General features: G+C 56.1%; 11 protein-coding genes. 3 read left to right on the top strand and 8 right to left on the bottom strand.

Translation table 11 applies throughout. The features are described from left to right. The first annotated feature begins 14 nt into the window (after positions 1-14). Positions 15-1,322 carry a di-heme oxidoredictase family protein gene (locus tag RISK_RS20060; RefSeq protein ID WP_236696496.1) on the top strand — a complete coding sequence of 436 codons (1,308 nt, stop codon included), beginning with the start codon at positions 15-17 and terminating at the stop codon, positions 1,320-1,322. Positions 1,323-1,609: 287 nt separating this feature from the next. On the opposite strand, the gene RISK_RS20055 is transcribed toward RISK_RS20060, so the two are convergent. Next, a complete protein-coding gene (locus RISK_RS20055; protein ID WP_047816107.1) occupies positions 1,610-1,960 on the bottom strand; it encodes a hypothetical protein in 351 nt (116 codons plus the stop codon). A gap of 99 nt (positions 1,961-2,059) precedes the next feature. Continuing rightward, a complete protein-coding gene (locus tag RISK_RS20050; RefSeq protein ID WP_160311471.1) occupies positions 2,060-2,683 on the bottom strand; it encodes a GNAT family N-acetyltransferase in 624 nt (207 codons plus the stop codon). Between the two features lie 61 nt (positions 2,684-2,744). On the opposite strand from RISK_RS20050, the gene RISK_RS32295 reads away from it, so the two are divergent. Further along, the gene (locus RISK_RS32295; RefSeq protein ID WP_160311470.1) at positions 2,745-3,065 is read left to right on the top strand and encodes a hypothetical protein; all 321 of its coding nucleotides are present in this window, start codon (positions 2,745-2,747) and stop codon (positions 3,063-3,065) included. Between the two features lie 474 nt (positions 3,066-3,539). On the opposite strand, the gene RISK_RS20040 is transcribed toward RISK_RS32295, so the two are convergent. From RISK_RS20040 to RISK_RS20020, 5 genes are all read right to left on the bottom strand, one after another. Then, a complete protein-coding gene (locus RISK_RS20040; protein ID WP_047816106.1) occupies positions 3,540-4,010 on the bottom strand; it encodes a hypothetical protein in 471 nt (156 codons plus the stop codon). 493 nt (positions 4,011-4,503) lie between these two features. Then, positions 4,504-5,289 (bottom strand): hypothetical protein, encoded by a 786-nt coding sequence (locus RISK_RS20035; RefSeq protein ID WP_236696495.1) that lies wholly within the window; start codon positions 5,287-5,289, stop codon positions 4,504-4,506. A 449-nt stretch (positions 5,290-5,738) separates the two neighbouring features. Next, complete coding sequence (locus tag RISK_RS20030) at positions 5,739-6,536, bottom strand: class I SAM-dependent methyltransferase (RefSeq protein ID WP_047816105.1); 798 nt, start codon at positions 6,534-6,536, stop codon at positions 5,739-5,741. A gap of 195 nt (positions 6,537-6,731) precedes the next feature. Beyond that, positions 6,732-7,361 carry a hypothetical protein gene (locus tag RISK_RS20025; protein ID WP_047816104.1) on the bottom strand — a complete coding sequence of 210 codons (630 nt, stop codon included), beginning with the start codon at positions 7,359-7,361 and terminating at the stop codon, positions 6,732-6,734. Between the two features lie 727 nt (positions 7,362-8,088). Next, positions 8,089-9,558, bottom strand: coding sequence for a Gfo/Idh/MocA family protein (locus RISK_RS20020; RefSeq protein ID WP_047816103.1), 1,470 nt, complete (start codon positions 9,556-9,558; stop codon positions 8,089-8,091). Positions 9,559-9,992: 434 nt separating this feature from the next. On the opposite strand from RISK_RS20020, the gene RISK_RS20010 reads away from it, so the two are divergent. Next, positions 9,993-13,349: a tetratricopeptide repeat protein gene (locus tag RISK_RS20010; protein ID WP_047816101.1), complete on the top strand. Its 3,357-nt coding sequence runs from the start codon at positions 9,993-9,995 to the stop codon at positions 13,347-13,349. Between the two features lie 177 nt (positions 13,350-13,526). Here the strand turns inward: RISK_RS20010 and RISK_RS28380 are convergent, their stop codons facing one another. Further along, on the bottom strand, positions 13,527-17,048 hold the full coding sequence (locus tag RISK_RS28380; RefSeq protein ID WP_053061244.1) for a glycosyltransferase: 3,522 nt from the start codon (positions 17,046-17,048) through the stop codon (positions 13,527-13,529). Positions 17,049-17,087: the final 39 nt, after the last annotated feature.

Genomic DNA, 17,087 nt, shown 5'->3' with positions numbered 1-17,087 from the left:
GAGTGATCCACAACGTGACTCATATCACAGTGGATCCGCGGTCCCCGTTCTTTGATGATGCGGATGACCGCCAGGAACGTGGTGCATTCCGCCACTCAGCCATGGAATTCTTTCCCGGTCTGGTTTCGGGCAACACGTTGTCTTTCAACACCATTGTCCATGACGCCTCCACTCGTCCCGGATACGACGTTATCCGTCAACGTTTGACTGTCGGCGTTCCCAACGGGCTCTCTTCCGAGTGGTTCGATCCGCAGCAGAGAACCGTGGAGGCGATAGCGGAACAACCGGTGATCGCAGGACGGTACGAGTCACTCGACTACTACCTCAGTCAACGGAATACAACGCCGCTGCATGGCATGGGGTTGGTCGAGATGATCTCGCTGGATCGATTGAATGCGATCGCTTTGTCCCAGACCCGTTCCTCGGGAGGAATCATCTCCGGGCGAGTGGCAGGCAAATATGGCTGGCGGGGCCAAGTCGATACGTTGTCCGGATTTGTTGCGGGCGCCTGCGCGACGGAGTTGGGGCTGAATGTTGGCGATACGATCCGACAATCTGCTGATCCAGCGGATCCTCGCTATGTCAGTCTCGCACCCGATATCACCACGAACCAGGTCGCGGATCTGACGAGTTACGTCGCCGGTCTTCCCGCTCCCAACATGCAAATGTTGTCGGGAGATGAACGCAAGCAGGTGCGTCGTGGAAAAAGGGTGTTTCATTCGATTGGATGTGCAACCTGTCACATTGAAAATGTGGTTCCGGCGAACGGCATTTATAGCGACCTGTTGTTGCACGATATGGGGCCCGAATTGCAAGATCCTTTTCCGGCTCCGGCGTATCATTTGACCAGCTCCTCTTCAGCGAATCCTGTGGGGGCGTACTCCAATCGCTATGGCCGTGGTGGGGGAACGGTTTCGGGACCTGGGACCGAACGGGATCGCAGGGGCCCGCGAGGCGATCGCGGCCGTTCCAATTCGCGGTCCAACGAGGCGGTGGTTGCAACCGGGACGCCCATTGCGATCCCGATGGACTATCCCGAGCAACCGCAGTTTCCCCGCGGGAAAGTCAAAGAAGTGGACGTGAAGGTGCGGTACCCACTTTCCTGGGACGCATTGCAACGAGAGTGGAAGACGCCGCCACTGTGGGGAGTTGCTGATTCAGCACCCTATCTTCACGACGGCCGAGCCGAAACCTTGGCAGAGGCGATCCTGTGGCATGGCGGAGAAGCGAATCAATCCAAACGCAATTACGTGAGGCTGAGCGAAGGCCAAAAGCAGTTGCTGGAAACGTTCTTGGAAAGCTTGAAGGCACCCGTCGAGTGAACTCCATTCGATTGAAGGGATTCAAGCGGATGATGTGTCAACCAGACAGTCGTCCTGCGGGGGCACACCACCAGTCGCGGAGCGACGAAAGTTATCAGCCTTGGGTTTCAACCCAAGGTCAGTGGCGGCATACAACCTGGACCTCGGATTGAAATCCGAGGCTATCAAATGTCACCGCTCCGCGGTTGGGGGCATCCGGATCTGCTTCCGAAAGAGATCTGCAGAAACGGGCCGGACGGCGACGAGCGTTGGGGAATGGCGGCGCTGACAAACACACAGGAGTTGCATCACCGCGTGAAAACAACGTGGGCCACAAACAAGCCGATCAGCGAGAGTGCGGAAAGACTGCCAAGAGTCATCAACGCCCTACCGGCGTTGCTGCCCAGTCGTGTGGCAATGCCTCCCAAGACGATTGCGATGGCGAGCCCCATGAAAATCAATCCGATGCTTTGGAATCCGTGACCAATTTCCTCTGCGAACAGTTCGGGGCCTTCGAGGTCAAAGGATTGTCCAGGTGCGCGTCTCCCGAAATAAAACAGGGCGATGATCAAAACCAGGCCGAATCCAAGCATCGCGATAGCAAAGCCGACTTCTCGCGAAGAGGATGTGCGGCGGTGAATTTTTTGCTGATCGGGCATGCAAAGCTCCGAAATCAGAGGCCGTGCGATTGTGTTCATTCATGCGGCAGATCGCCCCGCGAATTGGCTCTTGAACACACTGTAACCGAACAAGCGGCCTCATGATCCTTCGTGTTGTGGTCCGAAGACGGAATGGTAGTGGGCTCGACCGCCGGAGAACTCATCGTCTTGGGACGGCCCTGGGCGGAGGAAGAACACATCCTGTGGCATCCCCTGAAAACCGTGCGAAACGGAGAACTCTTGGGCCGGGCGAAAACCGAATCGAGGGTAGTATTCCGGATGCCCGGCAACGATCGTGAATCGGTTGCCAAGTTCATCGAGGCGCCGGAGTCCTTCCTTGACCAGCATCGCACCAATGCCGCGGCGTTGGTGCGATGGATGCACCGACATCGGAGCCAGTCCCATGCCCAGCATATTGGGGCCCAGGACATCGGGACCCGAAACGGTGGGGCCAACACCATTGGCATCCAGGGTGTGGATCTCAGCGGGTGAAAACAGAATGTGCCCGACGATGCGATCCTCCTCGATCGCCACCAACGAAAGTGTGTGTGCACATTGTTCGCGAATGGCGTCGATGAGATCAGCCTCGCCATTGTGTCCGAAGGGTGAGGCAGCGAACGCCTCGATCGTCAGTTGTCGGACCGCGTCCAAGTGCTCGGGCGTTTCGGGGATGATCACAAGAATGAAGCGTCCAAGGGAGCCGAATGGATTTGAATCAGACAAGAAGGGCGAATGACTCGCAGTCAGCACGGAAGATCGTCGTCGCGCTGGATCTCATCTTGGAGTGAAGATTGATGATTTTAGCCGTTTCGGTGATCGCCCGGCGATTGTGTGCAACTTTGCTCAGGACACAAAAGGCCAACCAGACAAATTGGCTGTGACGCGGCACGGGCCGACAATTGGCAAGCAAGCGTCCGAAAGCCATTCATTATCCAGCCGTGACGCATGCCACGTCTTTGGCGATCTCTCAATCATTCGAGATGTCGATGCGCGTTCGAAGGATTGCGTTATTCCAAAGGCTTGGTCGGCAGAGGCTCTCGCACAACTCAGTTTGCCTTTCGGTCCGCCGCTCGCCATTGATCTCGGTCATCAAGCCACTGATTGAAAGCTCTGTCTTTGGTTCCGGTTGACGTTGAGTTATTGTCGTCCAAACCGAGGGACGATTCAACGATTTTGAACACGCCTAGCACGACGAGCCCAACGGTCGCCCTCAGCCCATGCCCAACAAAACTGCCGGCGGAGCGGGCTCGATCAGTGAGCGTGGTGGTGACGCTCGGTTTCTCTTCGGGCGACGGCGCTTCCGTGGGGGACGGTGTGGGAAGCGTATTGGGGTCGCGGAAAGAAGCGGGGATGACCGGAACCGAGGTGTCGTAGACAACCGTTTTCAGGATGGCATCCATCTCCGAGGTGTCTTTGGGTGCGGATCTGCAGCCGGCAAGCAAAAGCACGCCAATCAGAAAAACGTTCGTTTTTGGCTGGTGATTCAAAGTGACAGCGAAGTGGCAGCACGAATTCGGACGGTCCCTCGTTCGCGATATCAAAACTCCGGGGGGGAATGCAACCTCAGGTCAGGTGGAGATCAACCATCATTGCTGGAGGATTCGGGGTGCGTGGCGTTTGCCGCGTGCGCAATGTCGGAGAGAAACAAGGAGATTTCTGAATCGGTGGCGATCCGTTTTCGCATGAGTTCAACGCAAGCGTCATACTGATCTTTTGGGACTTCGAGCACCTGCTGGGCGTATCTGTACAGGCCGGAATCGGATGCAAACGCCGAAGCAACTGTCTTGGCAGCGGTCTGGTAGTACTTCGATTGAATCCTCAATCCGTTCACGATTCGATCGGCACCATTCGCTTCGTTGTTCATCCCGATGATTTCAGCACGTTTTCCGCGGAAGACGTCTGCGAGATGATTGGCGTCTTCAGCCGTGAATCCGTGTCCGCCTTTGGTGTGGTACTTCGCTATCTGGGAACGCTCCAGGGAATGAGCGATCGCCGGAGAGGCAAGTCTCTCGACGGTGAGCTTTCGCTTTTCGTTGGATGGTTGCGTCACTGGATTGCGGTTCAGTTGGGAGTTTGAGATCGGACGACGGCAAATGGATGTTGGTCGGAATCAATTGGCACCGGACTCAGGAAGTGTGGTCTGACGGAGGAATCAGGCAGTCTGATTCGTCAGCAAAAGTCTATCTGAAACGGATTCTTGCAGACAATTTGCAGCGGGAAGCCGGGGATCTGCAGTTGAACTCGGCGAGGTTAGTCGTGGCCAGTTTCCTTTGCACTTCCGAACGGAGTTTCAATGTCCCGGTGGTAAAGTGCCTCACCAGAGGACTCGTCCAGAACTCGCGACGCGACGCTCGCTGAAAATCCGCGTGTCACCTCGGCCAAGGTGGCGATCTCACGACAGAGGAAAGGACCGAGCAGGCTTCTTTGTCGGGTACTCAACTGATAGAGAGACTTCTCCCCATTGTTGCTTCGGATGCAGGGGGCATTGGTTCGGTCACACTACTCCCGATTCAGCACGATTCTCGTGTCTCCTCGAGATCGCGTCATTTTGAGTGCAGGGTAGAGTCGATTCCGTCGCCAATGAACTCACGGAATTTTTCCGGTCCACCATCCGCGTCGCCGACGAGCAAGTAGAACAGCATCCCACAATCCGAGATGTCAGCCACATTCCCGCGGTGCGCTTTGAGCCTGGAGTACATCCAGCGGATGTCCTCTTGGGAGTGGTCTCGCATCCAGTACCAAACGGAGAAGTCATTGTCCGAATGCCACAAGTGATTTGCATTTCCCTTGTCGTTTTGGTCTTTGATCTTTGTGTACTTGATTCGATTCCCACTGAGCTTCTGGATGTCGTTCCAGGTTCGATGATGAGGACGACGTTGTTCGTTTTCGTTGAACGCACTGTGCGACACCAAATGAACGTGCGTCAGTGAATCCGCCTTGCCACTTTGAACGACTTCTTCGACTGCGAGATAAACAAACTCCGACAAGCCAGCGTGAATGAAGTACAGCGGATCCTCTGCCGTCGACTTGGACATTTCAGTCGCCAAGTTTTGGATTGCCTGCCGTTGTTGCTTGGTCACATCGAAAAACACCCCGCGGTCAAAACCCCAATGCTTGACCACGCCATCCGCACTGATCTTGAGCTGGTTTTTGTCGTCGGGACCTGCTGGGGCATCGATGAAATTGTTGTACGAACAGTGAACCAGTTTGTCCTGCAGTCCCAGTTTCGCAATGATCGCACAGGATGCAGGAAGGGCGCCCCAGTCATCTGGGTCTCCGGTGGGCCATTTGTATTCGTTGTCAGGTGCGCTGTTGCCGTCAAAGCTCATTGCAATTCGGTTGTGGTCATAACCTGACGATTCTGCATGGCAAAAGGTCTGTGAAACAACAACAGAGATCAGCAACACGAAAATTCGTATGTCCGGCATGACGGTGGCCTGTTCGTGAGAGGACAATTTCTTCGCAAGATCGCGGCAACTTGGACAATCCAAGTACGCAAGGACTGACAACCTCGAACGACTTTGTGAAGTCGCGTGGGATTGGAGTGTTCTCGGGGCTACTACCTCGAGCTAAGCAGGTACGCAGGTGTCATCGGGTATGTGAGCCGTTGGCGTTAGCCACGGTTTTCACTCGCAACCGGGGCTAACGCCCAAACGGCTCACATGGTTGTGCCCGATCATTCCAGCCGACCTGCTTATCAACGTGGACTCCTCCGGAGCCATGCAGGCGAATTCGTTCTGAGTGAGGCCGATATTAGTAGATTGGGGGGGCGAACCGTTTACAGCTTGGTCGCTTTGGTGGCGAGGAAGGTGGGGATGTGATCCGAGATGGGCCAGTCGGACCAGCGGTCTTCGAAGAGTCCCGTGAGGACCAGTCCCGCTTCGATTTGGCCGCCCAGTTGGTCCGCCAGGGTATGACCAAAGCAGAAGGTCTCATCGTCGTCGAGGTAGGCTTGCCGTTGCTCAGCAGAAAGACTTGTGAGATCCGAGTAGGGGATTTTGTGACAAACCTTGAATTCGCCCTGCTCCATCAATTGATCGTCGAAGACATAGAGGAGTGGATTGACGAATCCCGAAAGCAGATTCCCGCCAGGCTTCATGACCCGCGAGGCTTCTTTCCAAACCGGGAGGACGTTGGGCACAAAGCAGTTGGAACAGGGGTGAACGATGAGGTCAAACGACTCGTCGGCCAATTCGGAAAGGTCTGCCATGTCGCCTTGGACGAGGTTGATTTCCAAGCCTTCCCGTTCGGCGACCAATTGATCCTGGGACAGTTGGGCGGGTGAGTTGTCAAACACAGTCACCTTGGCACCTGCCGCGGCGAGAATGGGAGCTTGTTGCCCTCCACTGCCCGCCAGGCAAAGCACTTCAACAGGGGTGCCTTTGAAATCAGGGAACCACTCGTGCGGAACGGGCTTTTCAGGTGTCAGAACGATGCTCCAGTCACCCTGGCGAGCTCGCTGGATTTCCTCGGGCGAAACAGGAATCGTCCAGCGATTTCCTTTTCGCACCTGGCTGTCCCACGCCGCCCGGTTGTAGGCGACGATGTCCTCTGCAGGATCAATGTTTGGAATCATATTGCGAGCGTTGAGCGTTTTGTCAGACCGGCGTGATAACCCGGCATGGGTGAATGGCTTGAACGCCTGAAGAACGGGTCGCTCACGCGGCGAACGTGGTTATGCCCAACCATTCCTGCCGACCTGTTTCAAACACATCATCCCAGCAGGTTGAGATTTGGACGGCAGAGAAAGGCGAGAGAGTCAGCCCGTCTTTCAGTCGACGCGAACGGCCCACACGCGGACGGTCGGGTTGTTGGCTTTGGTGCCTTCCAAGACGCGGCCATTGGGAGAGAGCTTGACGTGATCCGGTGACAATCGCTTCCATTGGAATTCGTAGACTTGTTCACGCGGGTTGAGCAATCGCCAGCTTCCGTTTCCATTCGTTCGACCGTTCTCGAGATTGCGGATGTCGACACCATTGCTCCAACGCCAAGTCCCTTGGATTCCTTTGGCCAGCGTAGAACTGCTTGCGTTGTGGGCGGTCGATTGCGAGGTCGCCGGATGAGGTGGAACGATCTCCGTTGCTGCGATCTCTTCGATTTGCTCCCGGACCTGAATCGCTTGATCGAGCTTCCCTTTCTTGGTCAGGGATTTTTGCTCCTTGGCCAGCGATTCGACAAGCGTTTGTTGCATCCGTTCTCGTTCAGAAAGGTAGGCTTCTTCCAAGCGAGCCAGATCCTCTTGGAACCTTCGATCCAGCGATCGGACATCGGTTCCATGTTGATCCAATTCGGCCGCCGTACGAGCTTCCGAGGATTTCAATTTCGAAATGTCTTCTTCGCCCGTTGCCAGCGACAATGGCAAAGCAAACGCGGCAGCGACAGCGAACAAACGGAAGTTCATCTTGGCTCTTTCGAAAAAAAGGAAGGACCCAGGAAAGGATCCGATCGGTGCGAATGTCCGCTGGAGGCGTAGCGAAGGTCTCAGGCAAGCGAGTGTTTTGGGTTCAGTTCTCGCTCACGCATTTGGGAGTTGTGTTGCGTTTTCGTGGGTCAATCAACGAAAGATCGCAACTTCAACAATCATGCATCGGGTTACCAGGATACACCCTGCAGGGGCTTCGGGGGGATCGGACTGAATCGTTCCTCGTTTACGTTTCGGGTTTCCAAAGCAGTGTCTGGTTTGTTCCCGTCACCAATCTCGGGACTTCCGCCCCGAGCTACGCGCGACGGCCCCTCCGGGGCGATCTTAGGAATCTTGACGCGTCACAGCTTGTCGAGTTCGTCGTCAACGACGTTTCAACGCATGTAGGATGGGCACTCTTGCCCGTCGGGGTGGCGGATGTCGGCCAAGAGTGGCCAACCTACGACGAAATCCACAAGCGTTTACGCTTCAGGTTGCCAGGCAAGCGTGATTGCGTTGTCCAACACGTGAGCGAGAGAACGGATCGTGTTTCTCGCTCACGTGTTGGGGAAGCTCATTGACTGCCGTCGCAGGCGAGCCGTTTAAGCAGGTACGCAGGTGTCATCGGGTATGTGAGCCGCTGGCGTTAGCCACGGTTTTCACGCACAACCGGGGCTAACGCCCAAACGGCTCACATGGTTGTGCTTGATCACTCCTGCCGACCTGCTTAGCCTTGGGACGGGTCTTTGCCGTCGATCCAAGGGCCGCCGTATTGCATGTAATCAGGGTCACGTTGTTCGCTGCCGTATTCGCCGGCGTTCCAGCCTGGGATGTGGGCGACAGGGCCGCCGTTGGCAGATCGTTGTTCCCACTTGGCGGCCCAACCGGGGTCCTGGTCCGAGATCTGGTGGTCTTCGTCGACGAAGAAGACTTTGCCTTGGCGGTAACTTTGGGCACCGAGGTTGACGACCGACATGGCGGCGGCACCAAGGTCAGGTTGATTGTTGCAGAGCGATGGATCACCAGCTTCGCAAGCGTCCAACCAGTTGGCGAAGTGCGCCATGGTGGTGTTGTCGATGGGGTTGGTGGTGATCCGTTCGGCTTCTTGTCGCACGTGGGTCACGGGTCCGCGTTCGGGAATGAAGTCAAACCCATCGAACGATTCGCCATTGCCGAAGGCAAAGGTGCCGTAGTGGCCACGGATCAATTGATTGACGCGTGATTCTTCGTTGCACATGGTCGCGGTGACCAAGCCTTGGACACCTTCGTTGAAGTCGGCAACCACGGTGGCAACATCAGGCACATCGCGGCCATCGTATTCGAGGTAGATGCCACCGGCACCGACAACTCGGCCGGGCACGCGAAGGCCGGTGGCTTTCAACATCGAAGTGGTGCGGTGCACGAACAAATCCGTGAACATGCCGCTACCAAAGGGCCAGAAGCGACGCCATTGCTTGTAGACTTCGCGGTCGAAGGGGATGTCTTCGGCGAGATCGTGCTCGGTGCCCAGCCAACGTTTCCAATCGATGGTTTTGGGAGTCATGTCAGGGGTGAGTTTGTAGTAGCGCCACTGGCCGACGTCCGAGTTTCGGAAGTACTCGGTTTGGAATCCCAGGACCTTGCCGAGCTTGCCTTCGCGAAGCAACGCGTTGACTTCGTTCCAAACCGGGAGGCTCGTCGATTGCACACCGACCTGCATGACTTTGCCGCTGGCCCGCCATTTGTCTTCCACGTCGAAGGCTTCTTGGACCGTTTTGGTCATCGGCTTTTCGCAGTAGACGTTCAGTCCGGCCTCCAGCGCGTCGATGGTTTGGCGGTGGTGCCAGTGGTCCGGGGTTCCGATGCAGACGGCGTCGAGATTTTCCTTCTCGATCATGTCGCGGTAGTCGACGTACTTGGCCGGTTTGGTCTTGGTCGCTTTTTCAATGTAGTCGGCAACGGTGTCACGCTGAGACTCGAAGACTTCAGCGACGGCGACGAGTTCGATCTTGCGGCCAGCTTGGTGGTGTTTGCAGAGCGATTTGACGTGAGCGCCAAAGCCACGGCCACCGGGGCCGATGAACCCGATTCGCATGCGTTCGTTGCTGCCAGCGGGGGCCGCCGAGGCAGGTTGGGTGGTGGTGGCGGCGGTGAAGGTCGCGGCCGAGATCGTCGCGGCAGCAGCGGAGGTTTTGAGGAATTCGCGTCGGTCGCTCATGGCGGGCTCTTCAGGGGTGGAAGCGGGGATGAATGAAAGGGGATAGCAGCCTGTTGATTTCGTCAGCCGGAACGCGATCGCGTCCGGTAACCGTGGGCGAGCGCCCGTCGGCTGATCGTTCCATCTACGAAACGTATTGAATCAACAGTCTGATAGACTAACCGGCCGAGAACGCGGGGGCAATTTTGGGCGATTTTTTCGTTCCCAACCTGGACTCACAGCGTGTATTTGTGAACAGGCGAAGGTGGCGGGGTCGTTTTGCCTAATCGGCACATTCGAAACAACCGATACGAAGGTGTCTGCTCCGCACCCATGTTGGATGCGCGGCCGCTCTCTCTGTCGTGAAACTTGATTTGCACCGTCGTCGGAACACCGCTGCCGAACTCCATTTGCGATCGCGCCATTGCGTGCGATGGTCACGGGTCTGCACAGCTGTGTTTTTGTTGGCTGCGTCGTGGGGAGCCCCCACGGTCGGCGAGGATGGATTCTCCACCCCGTTTCGTTTGCCTTCGGCCTCCCAATCGCAATCCGATCGCGATCGCGAAAGGGTCTCTGCTCGATGGGTTCAGCACAAAGAAAGAGTTAAGACTGCGAAAAACAACACGGTCGAACTGGAGACACTCCCCGCCCCATCCCGGTCACCGGAGGAATTGCCAGCCCCGGATTCGGATCAAGAAATCCGTCGCGGGATTTTGCTTCGCGCGGTCCGCAATGCCGTGAGCTTGGGGGACATCCCACTCGCTATCGAGCGCTTTGAAGATCTCTTTCAAGAGTTTCCCGGCCAAACGGATCTGAAAATTGAGTACATCGGGTTGCTCATTCAATCCGGCAACCTCACGAAGGCGGAGCAATCGTTGAAGGTGCTGGTGGAGCAGTTTCCCGATTCCATTCCGTTTCACATCTTGCATGCCGAGTTGTTGATTCAGCAGGGAAAACATCTCAATGCAGAACGTTCGTTTCGCAAGATCGTCGAAAGCGGTGAAGCGAATGTGGATGTTCTGATCTCCTTTGCCCGCGTGCTTGCCTGGCAAGGCAACCTTGCCGAGGCAGTGGAGGTCTACGAGCGACACCTGCGAGATTTGCCTGGTTTGCCGTTGCAGAACGAATTGGCGATCGCCGAACTTCTGATTGAGATTCAGCACCCCGGAGATGCCGTTGCAGTGCTGCTCCGCTTGTACGAATCCGATCCCGGCAACCCGCAAGTCCTCGTGATGCTGGTGCTCGCGAATTCGCGAATGGGCGAGAACGTGGTCATCCATCGCTATCTCGAGGAGCTGCAATCGAATCCGGAGTTCACGTTTGACAGTCGGATTGAATTGGCCGACACGTTGTATCGAGACGGTGCCGATCGGTTGGCATTGATGGTGTACCAGTCCGCTTCCGTGCTGCGACCCAATCATGTCAGCACACAGACCAAGATTGTTCGTGTTCTGGTGCGTCTGTTCGACATGAACGGTGCGAAAGCGGTTTTGGATTCGATTGAAGAGACGAACGCCGGATCTCCCGACCATCGTTTGGTGAGACTGGAAACCGCCAACTATCAAACCGCGTTTGGCGAACATGCCAAAGCGTTTGCAATCTATCGATCGCTGTTGGTCAACAACGAAGGCGATGAGTTGGCGCAGGTTGGTTTAGGAACGCTCTACCATGCGATTGGAGATGATCGCGCTGCTGAAACCGTTTTCCGCAATTTGGGGACGAAGCAATCACACTCGGTCCAAATGCTGGCTGAGTCGTTGTTGAAACAAAACCGAGTCAGTGAGGCGATTCAAACGCTGCGTCATTCATCGCATCCGGCGACGTTGGCACAGGAAGCAGCGGTCGCTGACATCTTGCTGCGTGGACGAGATTATGCCGCCGCGGAATCAGTCTGCGTGGCAGCCTTGGCGGGTGCCCAAGGGATTGCACTGGATGTCGCCACGAAAATCCAGATTCGCACGACCCTCGGACTGTCACAGCTCAAGCAGGGACGCTTTGCGGAAGCCGAGGACACGCTCCAAGAAACACGGCGAATGCAGGGGGGCGATTCGGCCAAGCTTCGATACGGCCTGTATCGCTGTTTGATCGCACTGGACCGTGAAGCGGAGGCCGAGCAAGTGTTGTCGGACGAGCGAAATTCGTTCGCCCCCATGACGAAAGATCGAGTCACGATCGCTCAATTGGCCATGGCCGACTGCGAGTGCAAGTTGGCAGAGCGATTGTTGCAGCAAGCCTTGATGTTCGACCCGAGCAATGTGTACCTGATGTGCTTGCTGGGGGAATCCCGATCGATGTGCAATCGATGCTCTGGCGATTGTGACGATCGATCGAGTTTCGTTTCGGCACTGGCGGCATCGCCGATGAACACCCGTGCCCGCTTGGGGCTGGCGCGTTCCTACACCCGCACGAATGATTTCAGCTTGGCAAACAAGTCGTTCGACATGATTCTGACGGCGTTCCCCCAACACGAAACGGCACGGATCGAATACGCTCGCATGCAATACGCGTGGAAGGGCGTGGATGCGGCGAACCGTGCGTATGCGGAAGCGAAAGCACGCCACCGTCCACAGGAGTTTTTGCCTGGTGCGAGCTTGATGCACAGTGACCTGAACGCGTTGCAGGTCGAATACGAACAGGCTAGCAACCGCTTGCAACTCATCGAAGCGGAACGGAAGGCCAAGTACTACAAGGACTGGAAGCCGCGAACCGCGCAGGCAAACTATCAATCCTTGCTTCAGTTGGACCCAACCAACCAGGAAGCTCAGTTTGATCTGGGCCAGGTCCATTCTGCTTTGAACCAAACTCGGAAGGCCATCGCCCGGTACGACTGCTTGCTCCGTCTCGATCCGTGCCATACGGAGGCCTTGATTGCCAAGCGGCGGATGCAATTGGAAACACGACCACAGATTCTGAACTCCTTTCAGTTTGAATTCCGGTCCGGCCGGCAAGGGTTGACCGATCTCACCTCGTTGCGTTTGGACACTCGGGTGGTCAAACCAATTGGAGATCAGGACGAATACCTCATCGCTGGCTATGCCCATCGTTTTTTGCGGCCCAAACAAGGCGAGGATGCGGATGGGAACGTGGCGATTCTTGGTTTCCAAACCAAACCATGGGACCACCTGCGTTTATTCGCGTTGGCGGAGTTGGAACAATACGATCAAGGTTTCTCAACACGAGTCCCGTTTCGCGCGGGATTGAACTGGCGAACGCCGGCGGACGTTCATCTCGGGCTGGCGGGATTCTTGGAGAACATCGCTGCAAACGGTGAATCAATCCGTCAAGACACCTTTCGTGGTGGTTTGGAACTGACCGCAGCAACGAACTTTTCCTGGCGTTGGGATGCGGCCGCGATGTACCGTTTGGCGGGCTATTCCGATGACAATCTTTCACAAGAAGTGTTGGTTCAGAACAACTACTTGCTGATTCCTGGACGCACACAATTGCGATGGAAGACGGATTGGAATTTGATCGCGTTCAACGAATCAACTCGATTCAACGCCGACCCTGATGATTTGACTGGGATACTTCATCCGTATTTCAGTCCGTCTGCATTCACGTTTGCGTCCAGTGGCATGGAAGTCCGCAAGTGGCTGAGTCCTCACAACTTTCATGGTGCGGATGCCCATTGGGTGTCGGCCTACGGTGGAGTGCGGATCGACTCTGACAGCGTTGGCTACGGACTGTTCGAAGCAGCCGCGCATCGAGATCACCAGGGATGGTTGAGTGCGGAGGTGAAAACCTCGGTCATCCTCTCGGAAGTCTACAACAGCGTTGGCGTGGGCGGTTTGTTCACGATCCGGTTCCCGTGATTGGATGACGGTGTTGCCCGCAAGTGCTGCCCGCCACGTCGCATTTCGGCAAACAGTCAATTGGCGTTGCGGTGTTTCAGAAGCCGCCCGGGGAGGAATCGGAGGGTTCAGGGCCTGCCGTACGATTGCATGATGTTCACGCGATGGTTCGGCCAAGGTTCACAACCGCTGGCTCGTTTACAACGACGCAGTGGTCGCCGTGAGCAGCCAATTCAGATGCTTTTCAGCGGAGCGGAAATCGCCTGCCGATTCCAAGAGGTCCACCAATTGCAATCGCAGTTTGATCTCGTGGGGACGTTCTTCAACCATTTGAGTCAAGAAAGGGATCAATGACTCGGTTTGATTGTGCCGCGCCATTGCCGCCACCATCGTCTGTCCGGCGACGCCTGCATTGGGGCCCTCTGAGATGGCCAAAGCAACCCGTTGCAGTTGGGCTGACTGGGAGGGCGACAACTGGTCCACCAACAGACTCGCTTCGACAAAGGAGCGTTGCAACTCCGCGTCGTTGGGATTGGCCACCAAAATGGGTTCGATCAATCTCATCGCCCGCTCGCCATCGTGATTCCACAAACAAGTCAAAGCATGCAGTCGGCGGGCCTCTGAGTCATCGGGACGGAGTTGCACCAAACGATCCATGGTCGACATTGCCAATTCGAAATCGTCTCGCCCCAAGGCTGCGTTGGCAAGCAATTTCAGGACAGCGGGATCCTCGGAATCAATCGTTAGCAACGCATGACAATGTTCAATCACCTGATCAAAATGCCGAGCGGACGCGTAGAGGTGTGCCCGGTGAAGGCGATCTTCATAGCTGGGTTCTGAATCATCGTCTTCGGTCAAGAATGAGATGGCTTCTTCGATTCGGCCGACCTTGGCTAACAAGCCTGCGTGTTCACGGCGTAACTTGGGATCGTCTTTGACAACCAGCGGGTCAACTCGAGAGAACAAAGCCACAGCTCTCGCCACGTCACCTCGGTTGGCGTGGTTGCGTCCGGCTGAGATGAACAGTTCGTTGCGTTCTTGATCATCGCTGGCTTCCTCGACATGCTCCAGCAAGTCAGCGTAGATGGGCAGGGCGCGGTCGTACATTTCGGCGCCATCGAAGGTCTGTGCTCGACAGAATTTCGCGGTGAACGTGGTGACATCTCGATCCATGATCAGTTGATCCAGCTTGCCGATGCTCTGGCGATCCCCCAAGTTCTGGAAGATTTCGCGCAAGCGAACGATTCGTTGTTCGTCTGCATCTGGATCTGCGACGGTTTTGGCCAACAGGGATGCCAGTTTGACGCGGGTTTCTTGTGGGACGACAGTTGCCTGCTGATTGAAGTTCAACAGGATATCATCCTGGTTCCAAACCAAGGTTCCGAAGATTGCGATCAGAGACGCCGCAATGGACAGTGTGCCGGTCAAGATGGCTGGGCGTACGCGAGGCAACTGGCGTTCGGGTGGTTGAAGTTTCACCACGGCGCTGACGCGATTCTGGTCACTGGCATTGCACAGCGAGAGCAGCAGGCTTCGGCCCTCGCCCGTGAAGCCCACGAAGTCCAATTTGGCGAGTTGCAGCGGCACGCATCCGAGTTTCACCTGATGGATTTCGGTGACCACCGTTGTGCCCGCGATTCGTCCTAGCGGTGTGGTCAGAACGAAACGAGTTTCCGTTCCGATGTCGGGGCAATTGGTGGCGAGGACCATGCACCCGTGGGCCGTGATCCCTTCCGTGACGGTGGGTTCATACTTGGTTGACCCGTCCGACAGGGAGATGGGCAAATTGATGCGTTCATCATCCATCTCACTGGTTGCTAACTGGACTTCGATCGAGTCGTCACGATGCTTCTTTCGCGATTCGAACTGGTCGTACATCCGCGTTGTGGCGTAGTCCGAGCACAGCCGCCAGATCACGCCAAGGGCTTCAGTCGACGGCTCCACAAACTCACACCCGTAGCGATAGCTGGTTGCGTTGCCGTCACGGGAGGATTGCGACTGCAAACCCTGCGATTTTTGGCACAGTCGTGCTCGACAGGTCGCGGTCAATCCCATCGCTGAGATGGTCAAGTCGATGTCTTGATCGATTGGCAGATCCTCGAAGGCGTGGAAGCCCACCCCCACTTCGTTCAGGTCGCACGTGACAGCTGTTCCAACGCGACGGTCATCTTCCTCGCCGATTTGATAGGTCATGTGCAGAGCACAGGGGTGACGCCAGATTTCTTCTGTTTCGTCTGAGGCCCGAAGCGATCGCTGGATCACCTGCCAAGCAAACCAACACTGGCTCAGCAGCAAAAACGAACCTACCAGGACCCCCGTCAAGTCATGCGTCAACCCGATCGAATACTTGGTCGATGCCCAGGCAATGGCCAAGGCACTGCCGACGATGTACAAGCATTGAGGCATGATGAAGCGGCGAATGCTGTTGGTTTGCCGGCCTCGTTTGGACGTCACAACGAAGGTGGTCTTTTTGCGTTTGAACACGGCTCGGTAGCAGGATTGGATTTGAGTCCAGAACGATGCCATGTGTGTCAATTCGGTCCCAATCAAATTGCCGTGTCCATTGCTCGTCACGGTCACGGCGGTCCAGATCGTGAGCATGTAGATCAACGTGATGATCCCCAACGTCCAAGACAGTTCCGCAACCGGTGCGACGCCGGTCAACAGCATCAACATCGGAGCCAGGTACAACTGCAGCTTCTGAATTCCAGTCGTCCAACTGAGCATCGATCCCAAGTAGCAAAGACGCTGCGCAAACGTCAGGCCTGGCATTGTGAAGGGATTGTCATGGGCGAAGATTCCCAGATTGCCTTCTCCCCAACGCAGACGTTGTGTGTTGAAGGTCGTGACATCGGTGGCCGCTTGGCCGCTGACCAAGCGCTCATTCACGAAGAGCGAGTTCCAGCCTTTGGCATGCAGTCGAAGACCGGTGTGCATGTCTTCGGTGATAGTTTCAGTGGCCACGCAACCGACGTCTTCCAGGGCGGTCCGGCGGAACATCGCGGCACTGCCGCAGAACGAGACACCGTTCCAGTAGTTCTTGCCGGGCTGGATCACATTGTAGAAGATCTCGCCTTCTTCCCAGTAGGTTTGCCGACCGTAGTCCAGAGTCCCGTGGAAATTGTCGAAGTTGTAAAACGAGTGGGGCGTCTGGACGAATCCCAATCGGTCGTCTTCGAAGTAGCCCAACAGTCGGGTGATGAAGTCTTGGCGGGAGATGTGATCGGCATCGAAGATGACCACGAATTCACCCGCCGTGATTCCCATCGCATGGTTCAAATTGCCTGCCTTGGCATGCAAATTGGTGTCGCGGTTGATGTAGGTCGCGCCCAGTTCATCGCACAACTCTGCCACGGCGGGACGGTTGCCATCATCCAACACGTAGGTTTCGTGTTCGTAGTGCAACGCGAGCGCAGCGGAAATGGTGCCGCGCAGAAGACTGGGGTCTTCGTTGTAGGTTGGAATGTAGACGTCGACGGTTCGGTTTTTGAGCGGAGCAACCGGTTCGGGCTCCACAATTTCCCAAATTTGGAAAAAGTACAGGTGCATCAGCAAGCAACCGTAGAGCTCGGCGACATACAGCGAGAGCGATGCACTCGTTGCATACACACTGTCGAAGTTCAGCGTGAACGCGCCGCGAAATCCGAGGTAGACCACGGACACCAGCATGGCGGCAATGATGGAAGTGCGACGGATGAAACGATTGGAGCTTCCGAACATGGATGACTTGTCAGACGAGAGTGGGGGGCAAGTCTGAAA

The organism is Rhodopirellula islandica, assembly GCF_001027925.1.
In the GTDB taxonomy this organism is placed as follows: domain Bacteria; phylum Planctomycetota; class Planctomycetia; order Pirellulales; family Pirellulaceae; genus Rhodopirellula; species Rhodopirellula islandica.
This window is presented reverse-complemented; position numbering and strand designations above follow the sequence as displayed.

Coding starts and splice junctions, on each gene's coding strand:
- RISK_RS20055 (WP_047816107.1), bottom strand. CDS start 1,960: ATGCCCGATCAGCAAAAAATTCACCGCCGCACATCCTCTTCGCGAGAA.
- RISK_RS20035 (WP_236696495.1), bottom strand. CDS start 5,289: ATGAGCTTTGACGGCAACAGCGCACCTGACAACGAATACAAATGGCCC.
- RISK_RS20030 (WP_047816105.1), bottom strand. CDS start 6,536: ATGATTCCAAACATTGATCCTGCAGAGGACATCGTCGCCTACAACCGG.
- RISK_RS20025 (WP_047816104.1), bottom strand. CDS start 7,361: ATGAACTTCCGTTTGTTCGCTGTCGCTGCCGCGTTTGCTTTGCCATTG.
- RISK_RS20020 (WP_047816103.1), bottom strand. CDS start 9,558: ATGAGCGACCGACGCGAATTCCTCAAAACCTCCGCTGCTGCCGCGACG.
- RISK_RS28380 (WP_053061244.1), bottom strand. CDS start 17,048: ATGTTCGGAAGCTCCAATCGTTTCATCCGTCGCACTTCCATCATTGCC.